This window comes from Streptomyces sp. NPDC059743, assembly GCF_042732975.1.
Classification (GTDB): Bacteria; Actinomycetota; Actinomycetes; order Streptomycetales; family Streptomycetaceae; genus Streptomyces.
This window is the reverse complement of record NZ_JBHWGS010000003.1, coordinates 500,494-519,221: the sequence shown is the minus strand read 5'-3', so window position 1 is coordinate 519,221 and position 18,728 is coordinate 500,494. Positions and strand designations below refer to the sequence as shown.

Sequence of the window (18,728 nt, the reverse complement as noted above, 5' to 3'; positions counted from 1 at the left end):
TCCCCCGACAACCCGCACGCCGTTCTGCCCGAACGGCTCTTTTCCGGGTCTCCCCCCGTTGATCCATGCTCAGCCAAACAGAAAATGATCCCATTGCCTACCCCATGAGGCCCGCGCATAGTGTGGCCCGGCGACAATCACAGGCCACGACGCACGGGGGATGCGCCCATGACGGAACACACCAGCACACACGGGACCACCACACACCCCGACACCGCTGAACCGATGGTCAGGGCCGAGGATCTGCACCGCTCGTACGGCACCGGCCCCACGGCCGTGCACGCGCTGCGCGGCGCCTCTCTCGACATCGCACGAGGTGAACTGGTCGCCCTCAAAGGACGGTCCGGGGCTGGGAAGACCACACTGCTCAATCTGATCGGCGGCCTGGACTCGCCGGACCGGGGCCAGGTCGTCGTCGACGGCACCGACCTCTCGGGACTCAGCGGGAACGAGCTCCTGGAACTCCGCCGCGACCGTGTCGGATTCGTCTTCCAGTCCTTCGGTCTGATCCCCATCCTCACGGCTGCGGAGAACGTGGGAGTGCCGCTGCGGCTGCGCAGGGCGGAGCCGCGCGAGCGCGAGGAGCGGGTGGCACTGCTGCTGGCCCTCGTCGGCCTCACCGAGCACGCGGCGCAGCGCCCCGGCGAACTCTCCGGCGGCCAGCAGCAGCGCGTCGCCCTCGCCCGCGCCCTCGCCAACCGCCCGGCCCTGCTGATCGCCGACGAACCGACCGCCCAACTGGACGCCCACACCGGCCTCACGGTGATGGAGCTGCTGCGTACGGTCGTACGGAGCGAGGGCGCGACGGCCCTGGTCGCCACGCACGACCCGCAGCTGCTCGAACTGGCGGACCGGGTGGTGGAGCTGAGCGACGGCCGGATCGTCGAAGGCTGAGCGACAAGCAGAGACAGGCAGTGACAGGCAGAAACAGGAACGGCCGACCGTCTCCCGTCCTTGGCTTGGAAGCCGCCCGGTTGCCGCGTGTGCCGTGGTGGCGGAGCCTCGTAGTGGACCTAGTGGACCGCGTATGCCGGTCAGTCCTGAGCCGAAGGTCGATCCGATGACTGAGAGCGAGAGCCCGCAGGTCCGTGTCGCTCCGCTTGTGGTGCTGCCGGTTCAGGAGGCGGATCCGCCGTTCCGGCTGGTGGAGGTCCACGGTGAACTGGCCGGCAAGGCGTTCTCCCTCCAGGATGTTTACGCGTATGCCTTCGCGGCGGGCCTGAGGGGCGCGGACATGGACGATCCGGCGGTGGTCCAGTGGCTGGGCGGCGATCAGTTCACCTGGAAGGTCAGGCACTGGAGATGAGGGCACATGGCTGTACGGCACCAGCTCATCCGTAGCGAGCCGTCCGCGGTCTGGGCGGTTCTCGAAGATCCGTCGCGTTACGCCGACTGGGTGGTCGGCACGGACTGTTCCGCCCCCAGGGAGGGCTCGTGGCCCGAGGTCGGCTCCTCTCTCACCTACACGGTGCGTGTCGGGCCCAAGGAGTTCCGGGGCCACACCGTCGTCCGGCGCTACCAGCCGCCGCGGTGGCTGGAGTTGGAAGCGCACAGCGGGCCGTTCGGTACGGCGCGTATCGCCTTCGACATCCGGTCCTGGGGCGACGAGACGCTGGTGATCGTCGACGAGCATCCGCTGCGCGGCTTCGCCGGCGCGGTCCACAACCTGGTGATCGACGCGTTCCTCCAGATCCGCCACCGCGACATGCTCGCGCGGCTGGCGCATGTGGTGGAACGGGAGAGCGTGGCGTCGGCCGGACGCTCCACGGCGGCCCGGTCCACGCGGCACCGGCCGAGCGCGTCGGACGGGCGGGACACCTGGCCATGACCGACATCACCGACGCGTGGTGATCGTAGGACCGTAACCGGGCCCACAACGGAGGGCACACATCGGAGGTACGGCGCCCGCTCGCGCACCGGTCAAGCTTCGGCTGCCACGTACCCGGACCCGGACCCGGTCACGGCGTGTGCGCGGGCGGGTAGAGATCGAGGGCCAGGAGCGATCTCATGAGGCCGTCCCGGGTTCTGGGATCCCAGCCGGTGAGCGTCGTCCAGCGGTCCAGCCGGTACACCACCGTATTGGGGTGCACATTCAGCGCGCGGGCGGCGGCGGTCGGGATGAAGCCGTGGTCCGCGTACGCGATCACGGCGGCGGCCAGATGCGGGTGCGCGTGAGCGGTACGGGCGCCGGCGCCGAGGACATCGCTCAGCCGGCGGGACTGCTCCGCGAGGCTCGACTGGAGCCAGGCGACCGAGTAGCGGACGGTCCCGCCGCCGTCCCGGCGCAGCGCCAGCGACAGCGCGCCGTCGGCGTCCTGGAAACTGTCGGCGGCTCCCGACAGCCCGGTCCTCGGCAGTCCCACACCGAGAGGCGGCGGAGCCGGAGCGCTCTCCTGGCCCACCGCCCGCCCGAGCGACCGCAGGACGGCCTCGTCCGGCACTCCCTGGCTCAGAACCGACAGCGCGTCGCCGTGAATCGTGGCCACCACCACGCCCGGCCCGGTGGCGATATGCCGACGGAACCGCTCCAGACTGCCGTTCGGCAGATCGGCGGAGCGCCCGCGGAACGCCTGGAACGCGCCGACCGGGTCGTAACCGAGTGAACGGGCCAGTGTCACCGTCGTCTCGTCGGCCGGATCGGCCGTGGCCATGGCCTCGATCAGCCGCCGGTACCGGTCCTCCTGCGCCGACAGCTCCGCGCGGAGGACCGCTTCGTACGCGACGGCCACCGCGTTGGTCAGCTCCTGGATCCAGGTCCAGAACGTGGTGACCTGCCCGGCCAGTTCGGCGACCGCCTCCTGTCCCCGGCGGACGGCGCCCTGCATCAGCGCGTTCCAGGTCTCCCGGTAGCCGATGTGATACGCGCCGAGAACGGTCTCGACCGGCAGGCCCTGCGCCGCCCGCGCCGCGCCCAGCCGCGACGATGCCCGGAGATTGTCGGCAGAGGGCAGGATTCCGCGTTCCAGTCCGCCCAGCAGGCCGTGGAGCTGGACCGTCACATCGTGAATGTGCTCCTGCTCCGGTACGACCGCGTACCGGGGCATCTCCGTACGGATCATTTCCGTGACTCTCGGCGCGAAGGACGGCAATTCATCGATCATCTCCCGGCACAATGAATCGATCATGAGTCGCCTCGTGTTCGAGTGGTGATCAGCGGCGTTACCGGCCACGGCCCGGCCCTCCGCGCGCCTGTGGAATCCGCCTGTGGAATCACCGTACATCTCCCGCCACGGGCCCGCGTCTGTGCTGACTCCATGCCGACTCCACCGCCCTCACCTTGAGGTTTCTACAGGAAACCGGCGCGCGAATTCTCACTTCCTCCCTTACCGGGAACGGGTGTGGTCCTGGATGGTTGATCCTGAGGTCGCTACCGCGGGCCGGGTGAAACCTTGGAGTGAAATCTTGGAGTGGAACCTATGGAACCTATGACTTCATGTGACATCACGATCGCCGAATATATTCTCGACCGTCTCGCCTCGCTCGGTGTGGACCATATGTTCGGAGTTCCCGGCGATTACAATCTCGCTTTTCTCGACAAGGTGATGGAGCACCCTCGGATCCGGTGGGTGGGAAACGCCAATGAACTGGGTGCGGCATACGCGGCGGACGGTTATGCGCGTGTCCAGGGGATCGGCGCCCTGCTCACGACCTTCGGAGTGGGCGAGCTGAGCGCGATCAACGGAGTGGCGGGCAGCTACGCCGAATATGTGCCCGTCGTCCATCTCGTCATCGGTCCCTCCACGGCGGCGGAACGCACCGGCGCGCTGGTCCATCACACCGCCGGGGACGGTGACTTCGAACGTTTCGCGCGTGCGCAGCGAAGCGTCAACGCCGCCATGGCCACCGTCACCCGCGCCAACGCCACCGAGCAGATCGACCGTGTCCTGCTGGCGGTCCTCCGGGAGAAGCGGCCCGTGTATCTGCGGATGGCCTCCGATGTCGCGCTCGCCCCGATGGCCGCGCCCACGCGTCCGCTGCCGAGCGAGGGACGCTCCTTCCCGGTCGACGCCGCTTCCCTGGAGCGGTTCGCCGCCGCCGCGGGCCGTGCGGTGGCCGGTGCGCGGAGCGCCGCCGTGCTGGCCGATTTCCTGGTGGACCGCTTCGGCGCGCGCGAGGAACTGGCCGAGCTGCTGGATACGGGCGGACTGCCGTTCGCCACGCTCTGCATGGGCAAGACGGTCGCCGACGAGAGCCGCGCCACCTCTCTGGGTGTGTACTCGGGAGCCTTCGGTGACGCCCGTACCCGGAGGACCGTCGAGGACGCGGACGTCCTCATCCGTGCGGGTGTGCGGCTGGCGGACACGACGAGCGGCGGTTTCAGCCACCGTATCGATCCCGGGCGCGGGATCGACCTCCAGCCGGAGTCCGCCTTCGTCGACGGCATCGAGTACCCGGGCGTGCCGCTGGCTGTTGCGCTGTCGGCGCTGACGGGAGTGGTCGCGGGGAAACCGCTTGTCGACGCGTTCAGCGGATCTTCGGCCGACGGACCTTCAGCCGATGGATCTACGACCGAGGGATCTTCGGCCGGCCGAGCTTCGACCGACGAGTGGAGCCCACATCCCGACGAGCCGCTGACCCAGTCGTATCTCTGGCCACGGCTGGCCAGGACGGTCCGGGAAGGACAGACGGTGGTCGCCGAGCAGGGCACGTCCTATTTCGGTCTGTGCACCCAGCGCTTCCCGACCGGCTCGCGGTTCATCGGACAGCCGTTGTGGGGCTCCATCGGATACAGCCTGCCGGCGCTGCTCGGCGCGCAGCTCGCGTCTCCCGGCCGGCGCTGTCTGCTTGTCATCGGTGACGGCTCGGCACAGATGACGGCGCAGGAACTCGGGACCATCGGCCGTTACGGTCTCACGCCGGTCATCGTCCTGGTCAACAACGGCGGTTATACGGTGGAACGCGCCATCCACGGTCCCGAGGCGGCGTACAACGACATCGCCCGCTGGGACTGGCAGCGGCTGCCCGCCGCCCTCGGCGTCCGGGACGCGCTCTGTCTGAGCGCGGCCACGCCGGCCGAACTGGACCGGGCCCTGGCGGCGGCCGACGAGGCCACGGACCGGCTGGTACTGCTCGAAGTCCACACCGGTACGCACGATGTGCCCGACCTGCTCCGTGACGTCGCTGCGGGAATGAGCAGCCGGAACGGCGAGAGCTGACCAGAGCTGACCAGAGCTGACCGTGTACGTCCGGGCGTGAACGCCGTCTCCCTCTCGGGCCAGGTTTCAGGCCAGGGCGGCGAACCTCTTGCGCCAGGCCAGTGATACATGGACCAGCGCGATCAGCACCGGCACTTCGATGAGCGGGCCGACCACGCCGGAGAGTGCCTGGCCGCTGGTGACGCCGAAGGTGGCGATGGCGACCGCGATCGCCAGCTCGAAGTTGTTGCCCGCCGCGGTGAAGGCGAGTGTCGCCGTACGGTCGTACGCGAGACCGAGCGCCTTGCCGAGCAGAAACGTGCCGAACCACATCACCGCGAAGTACACGAGCAGCGGCAGCGCGATCCGGGCGACGTCCAGCGGCTGTGAGGTGATGGTCCTTCCCTGGAGGGCGAACAGGATGACGATGGTGAAGAGGAGCCCGTACAGCGCCCAGGGACCGATCCTCGGCAGGAACGCCGTCTCGTAGCGCTGCCGGTCCATGGTCTTCTCGCCGATCCGCCGCGTGAGGAAGCCGGCCAGCAGCGGTACGCCGAGGAAGACGACCACGTTCAGCGCGATCTTCCCCATGGAGATGTCGAGGCTCTGTCCGTCGCCGAGGTCCAGCCAGTTCGGCAGGAGATCGAGGTAGAGCCAGCCGAGCAGGCCGAACGCGACGACCTGGAATACGGAGTTGAGCGCGACGAGGACGGCGGCGGCCTCGCGGTCGCCACAGGCCAGATCGTTCCAGATGATGACCATGGCGATACAGCGGGCAAGACCGACGATGATCAGGCCGGTGCGGTACTCGGGCAGGTCCGGCAGAAAGATCCAGGCCAGCGCGAACATCACGGCCGGCCCGACGATCCAGTTGACGGCCAGTGACGACACCATCAGCTTCCGGTCGCCGGTGACCGCGTCGAGCTTGTCGTAACGCACCTTGGCCAGCACCGGATACATCATGACGAGCAGGCCGACGGCGATGGGCAGGGAGATCCCGCCGATCTCGACCTCGGCCAGCGCGTCGTTCAGCCCGGGGATCAGCCGTCCGAGGCCCAGACCGAGGGCCATGGCGATCAGGATCCAGACGGCCAGGAAGCGGTCAAGTGTCGAGAGCTTCGCGACGATTGAGCCCTCGCCGGGCCGGGCGCCCTCGCTGGGGCCGGGCCCGGTGGGCGTGATGGTGGTGGTGGACGGTGGTTCGGTGCCCGTCACGGACAGGCTCTCTTCGTGTCGGCGGCTCGCGTGGCACGGGCGGTGGCGGCGAGTTCACCGAAGGCGCCCGCCAACGTTTCCAGTACCTCGGGCCGTAGCTTGTAGTACGTGAACCGGCCGCAAGGCTCGGTGTCCACCACTCCCGCCTCGCGCAGCACGCGCAGATGGTTGGAGAGGTTCGTCTGCTTGGCGCCGGTCTCCGCCACCAGATGGGTGGTGCAGAGCGTCTCATGGGCGAGCAGCGTCACGATGTGGAGCCTGAGCGGGTCGGCGAGCACCCGGATCAGGTCAGTGTCGACTGACGTCATCATGGGCTGATACTGTCACATCACTGGCTGGTGACGCCATCGGGTGCTGATATCAAGTGCGCCTGATATCCGCCTGATGTGCGCTGAAGCGAAAGAGTCCTCCCGATGTCCGAGAAGCCTTCTGTGCTGTTCGTCTGTGTCCACAACGCCGGCCGCTCCCAGATGGCCGCCGCCTGGCTGGCCCATCTCGCCGGAGACCGCGTCGAGGTCCGCTCGGCGGGCTCGGACCCGGGTGACGCCGTGAACCCGGCCGCCGTCGAGGCCATGGCGGAGGTCGGCATCGACATCTCCGCCGAGATCCCGAAGGTCCTCACCGTGGACGCGGTCAAGGAGTCGGACGTCTGCGTCACGATGGGCTGCGGAGACACCTGCCCGGTCTTCCCGGGCAAGCGCTACCTCGACTGGACACTGGACGACCCGGCCGGGCAGGGCGTCGAAGCCGTACGCCCGATCCGTGACGAGATCAGGAAGCGGGTGACGGACCTGATCGCCGAGATCGCGCCGGAGCCCGCGCGCTGAGTGCCTGCTCTCTGACGAGGGCGAGTTCTTCGGACGAGGGCGAGAGCGAGGACGGAGAACGAGGCTCTCGTGGTCCTCGTGGTCAGCGACCGCCGGACACGGTGATGTCGCTGCCGGTGACGAACGAAGCGGCGGGCGAGATCAGCCAGGTCACGGTGTCCGCGATCTCCTCCGGACGGCCGAGCCGGCCGATCGGGCTGTGCGCCACGGCCTCCTTGGTCTCCGGGCTGTCCAGATCCGCCGACATCTCGGTGTCGATGATGCCGGGCGACACGCTGTTGACCCGGATGCCCTCCGAGGCGACTTCGTTGGACAGGGCCCGGCTGAAGGAGACCATGGCGCCCTTCGTGGCCGCGTACGGCACCAGGCCCGGCAGACCGCCGGTACGGGCGGCCACCGAGGCGATGTTGACGATGGATCCGCCTCGGCCGCCATGGCTGGTGGCCATCTTCTCGACGGCGTGCCGTGCGCACACCATCGGGCCGAGGACATTGATCGCCAGCAACTGGGACAGCTTGGCCGGCTCCTGGAGGTCGAAGGGAGTGGGCGCGCCCGTGGTTCCCGCGTTGTTGACCAGCGCGGTCACCGGGCCGAGCTCGCGCTCCGCACGTTCGAACAGCTCCGCCACCTCGTCCGGCACCGACACATCCGCGTGGATGGCGCTCGCGCGGCCACCGTGCGCACGGATGGCGGCGGCCACTTCCTCGGCGGGTTCCTCGTGCGAGGAGTAGTTGACGGCGACGCCGTATCCGGCCTCGCCCAGCTCTGTGGCGATGGCGGCGCCGATGCCCCGGCTCGCGCCCGTCACGATGACGGTGCCGTGCTTGTCGCCGTACGTGTGGCCCTCGTGGCCGTGCCCGGCCTCAGCAGTCTTCGACATCGCTGTCTTCCCCTTGCTCGTTGCTCGTCCCCTCCGCGCTTGCGTTCGGCCTTCTCCTCCAACGTACCCGCGTACTCGCGAACTGGCGGGCGCGGATTGGTCACCCCGCCCGCCCAGCCGCGTCTATTCCCGCCTGGTGAGGGCTCCTGGCGGATATTGGTGCGGTGCCAGGACGCTGACGAGTGATGACCGACGAGTGACGAGTGACGAGCGACGAGGAGGGAAGCGATGGCGACGCCTGCCCGGCCCGGGCCGGGAACCACACCGCCGACCGGTACGACAGGGACCGTCACCACGGCCGTACCGGCCCGGCTCGACCGGCTTCCCTGGTCGCGCTGGCACTGGATGATCGTCGTCGGTCTCGGCACGGTATGGATCCTCGACGGTCTCGAAGTGACGATCGTCGGCAATATCGCGGGCCGTCTGTCCGAGGACGGCAGTGGACTGTCGATCACATCGGCGCAGGTCACCGGCGTTGCCGCCGCGCTGTATGTGGCGGGCGCGTGTGTGGGCGCGCTGTTCTTCGGCAGGCTCACCGACCGTTACGGCCGCAAGAAGCTCTTCATGGTCACTCTCGCCGTCTACCTCGGAGCGACCGCGATGACCGCGCTCTCCTTCGAGGCCTGGTGGTTCTTCGTCTTCCGCTTCTTCACCGGATTCGGTATCGGCGGCGAATACGCGGCCATCAATTCCGCCATCGACGAGCTGATCCCTTCCACATACCGGGGACGGATCGATCTGATCATCAACGGCAGCTTCTGGCTGGGCGCCGTCGGCGGTTCGCTGCTCTCCATCCTGATGCTGAACACCGCGCTCCTCCCCAAGAACCTGGGCTGGCGCCTCGCCTTCGGGCTCGGCGTCGTCCTCGGGCTGGTCATCCTTCTCGTACGACGGCAGGTACCGGAGAGTCCGCGCTGGCAGCTCATCCATGGCCACAGCGCGGAGGCGGAGAAGCTGGTCGGCTCCGTCGAACGGCGTATCGAGGAGGAGAAACAGCGGAAACTTCCGCCGCCGGCCGGTGAGATCACCATCCGTGAACACGAAAGCGTCAGCTTCCGCCGTATCGCCCGGACGATCTTCCGCCGTTATCCCAGGCGCGCGGTGCTCGGGCTGTCGCTCTTCATCGGGCAGGCGTTTCTCTACAACGCGATCACCTTCGGTTTCGGCACGATCCTGACCACCTTCTTCGGCGTACACACAGGGCATACGGGCTACTACTTCGCGGTGATCGCCGCGGGCAACTTCGTCGGTCCGCTGCTGCTCGGCCGGCTCTTCGACACCGTCGGCCGCCGGATCATGATCTCCTCCACCTATCTGCTGGCGGGTGTGCTGCTCTTCGGTACCGCCTGGCTCTTCGGCAACGGCTCGCTGACCGCCACGACACTCACGGCGTGCTGGTGCGTGGTGCTCTTCTTCGCGTCGGCGGGCGCCAGCAGCGCGTATCTCACGGTCTCCGAGATCTTCCCGATGGAGACGCGCGCCATGGCGATCGCGTTCTTCTACGCGCTCGGTACGGCGGCGGGCGGGATCAGCGGCCCGCTGGTCTTCGCGGAGCTCACGGCGTCCGGAGTGGTCGGTGACACGGTGGTCGCCTTCCAGATCGGCGCGAGTCTCATGTGCGCGGCCGGTCTGGTGGCGGCTTTCCTGGCCGTACCGGCCGAGGGCCGGGCGCTGGAGGACATCGCGACACCGCTGTCGTCGGTGCCGGGCACGGGCGGCGGCCAAGGTACGGGCGGCGTACGTAAGTGACTCACGTACGTACATGACCGTTCCCGTGTACGGTCCTGACCGCTCCCGCGTACGCACGTGAACCGCCTACATTCGTGACCGTACGCGCGGCCCTCAGGCCGTGGCGTCCTCGCCGTCCGGTGGGTTCGGTGGCGGCGCCGGGAAGGTGACGGTGAATTCCGTCGGCCCGTCTCCGCTCATCGCGTCGACCGTGCCGCCGTGTGCCGTGACCACCGCGTGGACGATCGCCAGACCGAGTCCGGTGCTGCCGCCCTTGCGCGAGCGGCTGCCGTCGGCCCGTACGAAACGGTCGAAGACCTCCGGCAGGAGCCGTGCCGGGATGCCCGGGCCGTTGTCCGCCACGGTCAGCCGGATGGCGCCGGGACCGGCCGACAGGCGTACGGAGACCTCGGTGCCGTCCGGAGTGTGCGAGCGGGCGTTGGCGAGGAGGTTGCCGATCACCTGGTGCAGCCGGTGCTCGTCACCCGTCATGGTCACCGCCTCCTCCGGCAGGTCCAGCAGCCACCGGTGACCGGGCCCCGCCGCCCGCGCGTCGTCCGTGGCGTCGAGGACGAGCCGTGTCAGATCCACCGGACCGCGATCGAGGGCCCGGCCCGCGTCGATACGGGCGAGCAGCAGCAGATCGTCCACGAGACGGCTCATCCGCTCGGACTCGGACTGGATGCGGTCGAGCGCGCGCCGGACCTCGGCCGGTACAGGGCTCCTGTGGCGGAGCGCCAGTTCCGCGTGGCCGCGTACGTTGGCCACCGGTGTGCGCAGTTCATGGCTGGCGTCGGCGGCGAAGCGGCGCAGACGTTCCTCGCCGGCCTGCCGTCGCTCCAGGGCATTGCCGACATGCCCGAGCATACGGTTGACGGCGGTGCCGACCTGGCCGACCTCGGTGTGCGGATCGCCGACCGGGACGGGATCCGGCATGGCGACCTCGCCGCTGGCCAGCGGCAGTTCGGCGACGCTCGCCGCGGTGGCGGTGACCGCGCGCAGTGGCCGCAGGGACAGCCGTACCCACAGCGCTCCCACGGTGCCGGTGGCGACGAGCGTCACGCCGAAGACCGCCGCCTCCACGCCTTCCAGCCGGTGCACCGTCTCCTTGACTGGACGCAGTGGCAGACCGGTGACCAGGACGTCCTTGTCGTCGCCCGGTATGGCGGTGACGCGGTACGACCCGAGGCCCGACAGCCGCACGCTGTGGCCGTTCCCGTCGACGGGCAGTGCGGCGAGCGCGCGGCGGTCGCCGGACGTCAGCGGTACCGTCGCGTCCGTCCGGTCCTTGACCACGGCCGCCTGTGCGGGCGTTCCGTCCAGCAGCCGCGCGCCGAACGTACCTTCCGACTGCCCACGGGTGTCGGGCAGATTGTCGGCGTCCGGTGTGCTCTCGTGTTCCAGGCTGGCCGCGAACTGCCCGCCGGACGCGGAGAGTTGCTGGTCGAGGCGGTCGGTCAGGAATCCGTCGAGCGCGAACGCCGTGGTGATACCGACCGCCAGACAGGCCAGGGCGACCAGTACGAGCAGCCCGGCGGTGAGCTGACCACGGAGAGTGCGGGGGAGGTGAGGACGCCGGAGTCGTCGCATCTGGGTCCGTGGGATCAGGATCCGTCGTATCTGGGTCCGTCGCATCGAGGTCCGTGGCATCAGGGTCCCGGCTTGAGTATGTAGCCCACGCCGCGCACGGTGTGGATCATCGTGCTCCTGCCCATGTCCAGCTTCTTGCGCAGATAGCTGATGTACAGCTCGACCACATGCGCGCGGCCACCGAAGTCGTAGGACCAGACGTGATCGAGGATCTGCGCCTTGGACAGCACACGGCGTGGGTTGCGCATCAGCAGACGGAGGAGTTCGAACTCCGTACGGGTCAGTTCGACGGGATCGCCGCCACGGGTGACCTCCCGGGCGCCCTCGTCCATCACCAGATCGCCCACGACCAGCCGGTCGGTGTCCGCCGCGCCCGCCTCGCGTGCCACACCCGCCCGGCGCAGCAGGCCGCGCAGCCGGGCCAGCAGCTCCTCCAGGCTGAAGGGCTTGGTCACATAGTCGTCACCGCCCGCGGTGATCCCGGCGATACGGTCCTCGACGCCGTCGCGCGCGGTCAGGAACAGGACGCATACGTGTTCCAGGTCGCCGCGCAGTTGACGCAGTACGCGCAGACCGTCCATGTCGGGCAGCATCCGGTCCAGTACGACGGCATGCGGACGGAAGACACGGGCCGCGGTGACGGCGGACGCGCCGTCGGCCGCCGTGAGGACACGCCAGCCCTCGCCGGAGAGCACACCGGAGAGGATCTCGGTGAGATCGGGCTCGTCGTCGACGACGAGGACGCGCACGGGACCGCCGTCACCGCCGCTGTGCGGATGAGTGGGGGCACGCACATGGGATGGGTGGCTGTGACTGTTCATGGTGCGTCCCAGCATCCCTTCTGAGGAGCGGTACCGGAGCGGCTGTCCGCTCTGAGTTTCCTCTGAATCGGGCGAGGACGACGGCGTTGAGAAGGTCGTCACAGGTTGCGCTGCGAGGCTCACGACTCACCGGCGAAGAGAGGGCCCATGAGCACCGCGATGAACACCGCGGCACAGGCGCGAGCACAAGCGCGGCACGGCACGGACGGTGTTGTGTGCCCGAGGCGGCCTGAGCGTACGCGTCGGTCTGTGCGTACGTGGCGGCCTCGGCGCGTGCGGCGGTTCGTACACTTCGGGCGTCCGCGTTCGGTCGTACCGCTGCTCGCTCAGACCGTCATCTGGGCGGGCGCCGCCGGTGTGCTCGCCCTGTGGTGGAGCGATACGGCGTCGGTCGTGGGCGCGGCCGGCTGGCTCACCGACGCGGGCCGGATCACCGGGCTGCTGGCGGGTTACGCCTGCGCGGTCCTGGTGGCGCTGATGGCCCGTACACCAGTCCTGGACCACGGCATCGGCACGGACAGGCTGGCGCGCTGGCACGCGATGGCGGGCCGGTACACGATCTCGCTGGTCCTCGCCCATGTCCTGCTGATCATCTGGGGTTACGCCCTCACCTCGCACACCGGTGCGGTGGACCAGACGACAGCGCTCGTCCTGCACTATCCGGACATGCTCAAGGCCACCGCGGCCTTTCTGCTGCTCGTCGGCACCGCGTTCGTCTCGGCACGGGCCGCGCGCCGCAGGATGCGCTACGAGACCTGGCACTATCTGCACTTCGCCACCTATCTGGCCGTCTTCCTCGCCTTCTTCCATCAACTCGCCACCGGCGCCGACTTCGTCGGCAACCGGGCCGCCCAACTGGCCTGGTACACGCTCTATCTCTCGGTCGCCGCGCTCATCGGCTGGTACCGCTTTCTGCTTCCGCTACGACAGGCCTCACGTCACCGGCTGCGTGTCGCCGGTCTGCGCCATGAGTCGCCGGGCGTCGTCTCCGTCCATCTCACCGGCGAGCGTCTGTCCGAACTGGGCGCGCGGCCCGGGCAGTTCTTCCGCTGGCGCTTTCTGGCGCCGGGACTGTGGTGGACCGCCAATCCGTACTCCCTGTCGGCGCCACCGCTCGACGGCCGTCTGCGGATCACGGTGAAGGCGGCGGGCGGGCACAGCGCGGCGCTGGCCGGGCTGCGGCCGGGAACCCGGGTCTGGGCGGAGGGACCGTACGGCGCGTTCACCGAGGCCCGGCGCGGATCCGGGCGCGGATCCCGGCGCGTGTCCGGGAACGGATCGCCGAACGGCTCTCCGAAGGTGCTGCTGCTGGCGGGCGGGACGGGGATCACACCGCTGCGGGCACTGTTCGAGACGCTGCCGGGCGAGGTGACGCTGATCTACCGGGCGCGCCGTCCGGAGGACTTTGTGCTGCGCGCCGAACTGGACGCGATAGCCGAGGCCCGCGGAAGTGTTGTGCATTACGTGGTGAGCGAAGCGGGCGGGTACGAGCGTGGCGGGTACGAGCCTGGCGGGTACGGGCGCGGCGACCAGGAGACCGGTGCGTATTCCTCTCCGCTGACCGCGCGTGCTCTGAGGCGTCTGGTACCGGATCTGGCCGCGCACGAGGTGTATCTGTGCGGCCCGCCCGGGATGACGGACGCCGCCCAACTCGCCCTGCGGGCAGCCGGGGTGACACGCCGTCAAATCCACTACGAGTCGTTCGAGTTCTGATCCGAATGCCGAGTCCGGAGTCCCGAGTCCCGAGGAGAACCACTGTGCGCAGAGCCGTCCTCGCCGCCGCGTCGACCAGCGCCCTTGTCGTACTGATGCTCAGCCTCAAGCCGCATCACAGCGCCGTACCGTCCGGTGGGACATCGGTGTCGGCGCGGGCACCGACACCGGCACCGGCACCGGCGTCGAGCGGGACGGCACTGACCGACGGTATGTACACCGGCGATCCCGTGAACACCCAGTACGGCACCGTGCAGGTCTCCGCCACGGTCAAGGCCGGGCGGCTGACCGCCGTCACGGTCCTTCGGACGCCGTCGGGAGACGGCCGCAGCCGGCAGATCGCCGCCGACGCCGTGCCACAACTGACACAGGAGGCGCTGAGTGCCCACAGTGCGCACATCGACGCGGTCTCCGGTGCCAGTTATACGAGCCAGGGCTATATCCAGTCCCTCCAGAGCGCGCTGGACAGAGCCGGTGGCTGACACCGGACGGCCCGACGCCACGCGGTCCGACGCGCGGGGATCCGACGCGCGGCGGCCCGGCATGCGGCGAGGTCTGCGCCATGTCGAGCACGTCATGGGCACCGTTTTCTCCTTCGACATACGTGACCTGCGTACCCCGGCGATCGAAGCGGCGCTGGCCGAGGCGGTGGCCTGGTTGCATCACGTCGACGAGGTGTACTCCACGTACCGGCCGGACAGCGTCGTCTGCCGGCTCGCGCGAGGCGATCTCGCGCTGGAGGAGTGCTCCGCGGAGGTACGCGAGGTCCTCGCCCTGTGCAAGAGCGCCGTACGGACCAGCGGCGGCTGGTTCAGCCATCTCGCGGGCGGTGTCCTCGACCCGTCCGCGCTGGTCAAGGGATGGTCCGTGGAACATGCCTCGCAGATCCTGCACGAGGCCGGCGCCCATCACACCTGTGTCAACGGCGGCGGCGATCTGCGGCTGCGGGGCGAGTCGGCTCCAGGTGTGCCCTGGCGCGTCGGTGTCGCCCACCCGCTGCGCGCCGACGAACTGTGCGCCGTCGTCACCGGCCGCGACGACCTGGCCGTGGCGACCTCGGGCACCGCGGAACGCGGCGCCCACATCCTCGACCCACACCGCGGCACACCTGCGAAGTGCTACGCGTCCCTCACCGTCGTCGGCACCCACCTCACGATGACCGACGCCTACTCGACCGCGGCCTTCGCCATGGGCCCGACGGCACGGGACTGGCTGGAATCCCTGGAAGGATACGAGGGCTTCGCGGTAACGCCGGACGGCCGCTCCTGGCGCACCACGGGATTCCCGGGCGAAACGTCCCTGGCGGCCACGGTGTACCGGTGAACCAGTGAGGTGCGTACCAGTGAGAGGGATGCCCCTATGCCTTCGTCCACGAGAGGGTGGGCGGAAAATGATTGGGCGGACCATGGATCCGACCCGCAGAATGCGACCATGAACGACCAGCTTGACGACGTTCCCGGCGCCTCCGCGGCGGTCCGGGCGACGGACCGGATCACTACGCCCATCACCACGCCCGCCACCGCGGACCTCGTGCGCGGCGCTCTGGATCTGGAGCGTACCGAGCACGGAGTGCTGCCGCACCGGCTGCCCGCCCGGGCCCGCGCTCAGTGTTCCGACGGGCAGCTCGCCATGGCGGAGGCCCAGCCGTCCGGTGTACGGCTGGTGTTCCGTACGCGGGCCACCGCCGTCGAGCTGGACGCACTCCGCACCAAGATGGCCTACGAGGGCGCGCCGCCGCGTCCGGACGGTGTGTACGACCTGCTTGTCGACGGCCGGCTGGCCGGGCAGGCCAGTGTGACCGGAGGCAATGTCCTGATGGTGGACATGACCACCGGGTCCGCGGAGACCCGGCCCGGCCCGGTCGGTACCGTCCGGTTCTCCGGCCTCTCCGACCGCGTCAAGGACGTCGAGATCTGGCTGCCGTACAACGAGATCACCCACCTGGTCGCCCTGCGCACCGACGCTCCCGTCGAGCCCTTGCCGGACGGTGGCCGCAAGAAGTGGCTGCACCACGGCAGTTCGATCAGCCACGGCTCCGACGCCGCGAGCCCCAGCACGACCTGGCCCGCGCTGGCCGCCTCCCTCGGCGGTGTGGAACTGACCAACCTGGGCCTGAGCGGCAGCGCCCTGCTCGATCCGTTCACCGCCCGCGCGCTGCGCGACACGCCCGCGGACCTGATCAGCGTCAAGATCGGCATCAACCTCGTCAACACCGACCTGATGCGCCTGCGCGCCTTCGGGCCCGCGGTGCACGGCTTTCTCGACACCGTCCGCGAGGGCCACCCCACCACTCCGCTCCTGGTCGTCTCGCCCATCCTGTGCCCCATCCACGAGGACACACCTGGCCCCAGCGTTCCGGACTTCAGCAACCTCAGCGCGGGAAGGCTCCAGTTCCGGGCCGTGGGCGATCCTGCGGAACGGGCTGCCGGGAAGCTGACACTCAACGTCATCCGGGACGAACTGTCCCGCCTGGTGAAGCAGCGGGCAGCCGACGACCCGAACCTGCACTACCTCGACGGCCGCGAGCTCTACGGTGAGACGGACTTCACCGAACTCCCGTTGCCCGACCAGCTCCACCCCGACGCCGCCACACACCACCGCATCGCCGAACACTTCGCTGCCCTGGCCTTCAACACCGACGGCCCGCTCGCCGCCACGCGGCGGCCGTGACGGCGCCGACTCGTGCGTGGTTCGCGTGGTTCAGCGGCTGTTTCCGTCGGCGGAGAGGTTCGTGGCGCGGTGCCAGGCGGTGTCTCGGAGCAGGCGCAGGCCGTTGAGGCCGACGATGACGGTGGAGCCTTCGTGGCCGAGGACGCCGAGCGGCAGTGGCAGGTGGCCGGCCAGGTCCCAGATCACGAGGCCGGAAATGAACAGCCCGGCGATGATCAGGTTCTGGACCACCAGACGGCGTGCCATGCGGGAGAGGGCGATCACGGTGGGGACGGTGGTGAGTTCGTCGCGGACGATGACGGCGTCGGCGGTCTCCAGGGCCAGATCGGAGCCGGCGCGGCCCAGGGCGATGCCGGTGTGGGCGGCTGCCAGGGCGGGAGCGTCGTTGACGCCGTCGCCGACCACCAGCACCTTGCGTCCCGCCGCCTCCTGCTCCCGTACGGCGGTGACCTTGTCCTGCGGCAGCAGTCCCGCGCGTACGTCGGTGATGCCCACCTCGGCGGCGAGCCGGGCGGCGGCGCGTGGGTTGTCGCCGGTCAGCAGTGTGGGCGCGGTGCCGGTCAGAGCGGTGAGGGAGGCGACGGTGGCGGCTGCGTCGGGACGCAGACGGTCCGCGATGCCGAGGACGCCGGCCGGGACACCGTCGTACAGGACGACGACCGCCGTGCGGCCTCCCTCCTCCAGCTCGCCAACGATCGCGCCGACACCGGCGGTGTCCGGATCGGTGGTGTCTTCGAGGAGGCGTGCGGGAGCGCCGACGGCGACCTTACGGCCGTCGACCACGGCCGTTACACCGATGCCGGGCGCGGAGGTGAAGTCCGTTGCGTCCGGGATGCCGAGGCCGCGTTCGCGCGCGGCCTCGACGACGGCACGGGCCAGCGGGTGCTCGCTCGGATGCTCGGCCGCCGCCGCGAGGCTGAGCAGTTCGTCCTCGGTCAGTCCGTGCCCGGCCGGTCCCGTGCCGGTCAGGGGGCGGACGTCGGTGACCCGCGGCGTGCCCTCGGTGAGCGTGCCCGTCTTGTCCAGGGCCACCGCGTCGATCTGACCGAGGCGTTCCATGACGACCGCGGACTTCACCAGGACGCCGTGCCGCCCGGCGTTGGCGATGGCGGACAGCAGCGGCGGCATGGTGGCCAGCACCACCGCGCACGGTGAGGCGACGATCATGAAGGTCATCGCCCGCAGCAGCGAGTCGGTCAGGTTCGCACCGAAGCCCAGCGGCACCGCGAAGACCGCCAAGGTGGCGAGGACGATACCGACCGAGTACCGCTGCTCGACCTTCTCGATGAACAACTGCGTCGGCGCCTTCGTCTCCGACGCCTCCTCGACCATCGCCACGATCCGGGCGATCACCGAGTCCGACGCGTCCCGCTCGACCTTCACCCGCAGCGCGCCGGTGCCGTTGAGGGTGCCCGCGAAGACCTCGTCACCGGTCTGCTTCGGTACGGGCAAGGGCTCACCGGTGATGGTCGCCTGGTCCACCTCGCTCGCTCCGTCGAGCACCCGCCCGTCCGCGCCGACCCGTTCGCCCGGCCGGATCAGAATGGTGTCGCCGACGGCGAGGTCCTCGGTGGCGACCGTCTCCTCAGCACCGTCGCCACCGCCACCGCCGTCGGCCAACAGCCGCGTCGCGGTCGCGGGCGCGAGATCGAGCAGACCGCGTACGGAGTCGGCCGTACGAGCGGTGGCCAGGGCCTCCAGCGCACCGGATGTGGCGAAGATGACGATCAGCAGCGCCCCGTCCATCACCTGACCGATCGCCGCCGCTCCGATCGCCGCGACGATCATCAGCAGATCGACATCGAGCGTCTTCTCCCGAAGGGCCCGCAGCCCTGCCCAGGCAGGCTCCCAGCCACCCGTTACATACGCCACCGCGTACAGCGGCCCCCAGAACCAGGCCGGAGCGCCGAAGAGCTGGAGCGGCAGCGCGACCAGGAACAGGACCAGCGCGGCGGTCGCCCAGCGGACCTCCGGCAGCGCGAACACGCGCGTACGCCGCCGAGGAGTCACGGGCTCCCGCCCGGTCGTCGCGGCCCGCGCCGGCCGATCGGTGACGGTCGAGGCGGAGGCGGGCGTGAGGGACATAGGAGGTCCTTTGCACGGACGGCATGGAGCGGTCCCTCCACCATATAGGAAAGGATGAACACCT

17 protein-coding genes are annotated in these 18,728 nt (G+C 69.5%); 10 read left to right on the top strand and 7 right to left on the bottom strand.

Annotated features, from left to right (window positions below):
• Positions 1–168 precede the first annotated feature (168 nt).
• The 3 genes from ACFV6H_RS08045 to ACFV6H_RS08035 all read left to right on the top strand — a co-directional run bounded on the left by ACFV6H_RS08045 (position 169) and on the right by ACFV6H_RS08035 (position 1,828).
• A complete protein-coding gene (locus ACFV6H_RS08045; protein ID WP_385539675.1) occupies positions 169–894 on the top strand; it encodes an ABC transporter ATP-binding protein in 726 nt (241 codons plus the stop codon).
• A gap of 166 nt (positions 895–1,060) precedes the next feature.
• Positions 1,061–1,306, top strand: a complete 246-nt coding sequence (locus ACFV6H_RS08040) for a hypothetical protein (RefSeq protein WP_093591262.1) — start codon at positions 1,061–1,063, stop codon at positions 1,304–1,306.
• Positions 1,307–1,312: 6 nt separating this feature from the next.
• A complete protein-coding gene (locus ACFV6H_RS08035; protein WP_385539673.1) occupies positions 1,313–1,828 on the top strand; it encodes an SRPBCC family protein in 516 nt (171 codons plus the stop codon).
• Positions 1,829–1,958: 130 nt separating this feature from the next.
• Here the strand turns inward: ACFV6H_RS08035 and ACFV6H_RS08030 are convergent, their stop codons facing one another.
• Positions 1,959–3,125: a PucR family transcriptional regulator gene (locus tag ACFV6H_RS08030; RefSeq protein WP_385539670.1), complete on the bottom strand. Its 1,167-nt coding sequence runs from the start codon at positions 3,123–3,125 to the stop codon at positions 1,959–1,961.
• 300 nt (positions 3,126–3,425) lie between these two features.
• Between ACFV6H_RS08030 and ACFV6H_RS08025 the strand changes: the two genes are divergently transcribed.
• Entirely contained in the window at positions 3,426–5,156 is a 1,731-nt protein-coding gene (locus tag ACFV6H_RS08025) for an alpha-keto acid decarboxylase family protein (protein WP_385539668.1), read from the top strand.
• Between the two features lie 66 nt (positions 5,157–5,222).
• Here ACFV6H_RS08025 and arsB read toward each other — a convergent pair whose 3' ends face one another.
• Positions 5,223–6,350, bottom strand: coding sequence for an ACR3 family arsenite efflux transporter (gene arsB / locus ACFV6H_RS08020; protein ID WP_385539666.1), 1,128 nt, complete (start codon positions 6,348–6,350; stop codon positions 5,223–5,225).
• Positions 6,347–6,661, bottom strand: a complete 315-nt coding sequence (locus tag ACFV6H_RS08015) for an ArsR/SmtB family transcription factor (RefSeq protein WP_385539664.1) — start codon at positions 6,659–6,661, stop codon at positions 6,347–6,349. The genes arsB and ACFV6H_RS08015 overlap by 4 nt, the downstream gene beginning before the upstream one ends.
• A 102-nt stretch (positions 6,662–6,763) precedes the next feature.
• Here ACFV6H_RS08015 and ACFV6H_RS08010 point away from each other — a divergent pair, with 102 nt between their 5' ends.
• Complete coding sequence (locus ACFV6H_RS08010; RefSeq protein WP_385539661.1) at positions 6,764–7,177, top strand: arsenate reductase ArsC; 414 nt, start codon at positions 6,764–6,766, stop codon at positions 7,175–7,177.
• 82 nt (positions 7,178–7,259) lie between these two features.
• Here ACFV6H_RS08010 and ACFV6H_RS08005 read toward each other — a convergent pair whose 3' ends face one another.
• Positions 7,260–8,057, bottom strand: coding sequence for an SDR family NAD(P)-dependent oxidoreductase (locus tag ACFV6H_RS08005; RefSeq protein ID WP_384790728.1), 798 nt, complete (start codon positions 8,055–8,057; stop codon positions 7,260–7,262).
• A gap of 228 nt (positions 8,058–8,285) precedes the next feature.
• Here ACFV6H_RS08005 and ACFV6H_RS08000 point away from each other — a divergent pair, with 228 nt between their 5' ends.
• Positions 8,286–9,806: an MFS transporter gene (locus tag ACFV6H_RS08000; protein ID WP_385539658.1), complete on the top strand. Its 1,521-nt coding sequence runs from the start codon at positions 8,286–8,288 to the stop codon at positions 9,804–9,806.
• A 93-nt stretch (positions 9,807–9,899) separates the two neighbouring features.
• Here ACFV6H_RS08000 and ACFV6H_RS07995 read toward each other — a convergent pair whose 3' ends face one another.
• Both ACFV6H_RS07995 and ACFV6H_RS07990 read right to left on the bottom strand, forming a co-directional pair.
• Complete coding sequence (locus ACFV6H_RS07995) at positions 9,900–11,375, bottom strand: sensor histidine kinase (protein ID WP_385539656.1); 1,476 nt, start codon at positions 11,373–11,375, stop codon at positions 9,900–9,902.
• A gap of 59 nt (positions 11,376–11,434) precedes the next feature.
• Positions 11,435–12,169, bottom strand: a complete 735-nt coding sequence (locus ACFV6H_RS07990; RefSeq protein WP_385539654.1) for a response regulator transcription factor — start codon at positions 12,167–12,169, stop codon at positions 11,435–11,437.
• Between the two features lie 300 nt (positions 12,170–12,469).
• Here ACFV6H_RS07990 and ACFV6H_RS07985 point away from each other — a divergent pair, with 300 nt between their 5' ends.
• From ACFV6H_RS07985 to ACFV6H_RS07970, 4 genes are all read left to right on the top strand, one after another.
• Positions 12,470–13,909, top strand: a complete 1,440-nt coding sequence (locus ACFV6H_RS07985) for a ferric reductase-like transmembrane domain-containing protein (protein WP_385539652.1) — start codon at positions 12,470–12,472, stop codon at positions 13,907–13,909.
• Positions 13,910–13,953: 44 nt separating this feature from the next.
• Positions 13,954–14,391: an FMN-binding protein gene (locus ACFV6H_RS07980; RefSeq protein ID WP_385539650.1), complete on the top strand. Its 438-nt coding sequence runs from the start codon at positions 13,954–13,956 to the stop codon at positions 14,389–14,391.
• Between the two features lie 94 nt (positions 14,392–14,485).
• Positions 14,486–15,232 carry an FAD:protein FMN transferase gene (locus ACFV6H_RS07975; protein WP_385539807.1) on the top strand — a complete coding sequence of 249 codons (747 nt, stop codon included), beginning with the start codon at positions 14,486–14,488 and terminating at the stop codon, positions 15,230–15,232.
• Between the two features lie 108 nt (positions 15,233–15,340).
• Complete coding sequence (locus ACFV6H_RS07970) at positions 15,341–16,579, top strand: GDSL-type esterase/lipase family protein (protein ID WP_385539647.1); 1,239 nt, start codon at positions 15,341–15,343, stop codon at positions 16,577–16,579.
• A gap of 30 nt (positions 16,580–16,609) precedes the next feature.
• Here ACFV6H_RS07970 and ACFV6H_RS07965 read toward each other — a convergent pair whose 3' ends face one another.
• On the bottom strand, positions 16,610–18,664 hold the full coding sequence (locus ACFV6H_RS07965; protein WP_385539645.1) for a heavy metal translocating P-type ATPase: 2,055 nt from the start codon (positions 18,662–18,664) through the stop codon (positions 16,610–16,612).
• Between the last annotated feature and the right edge of the window lie 64 nt (positions 18,665–18,728).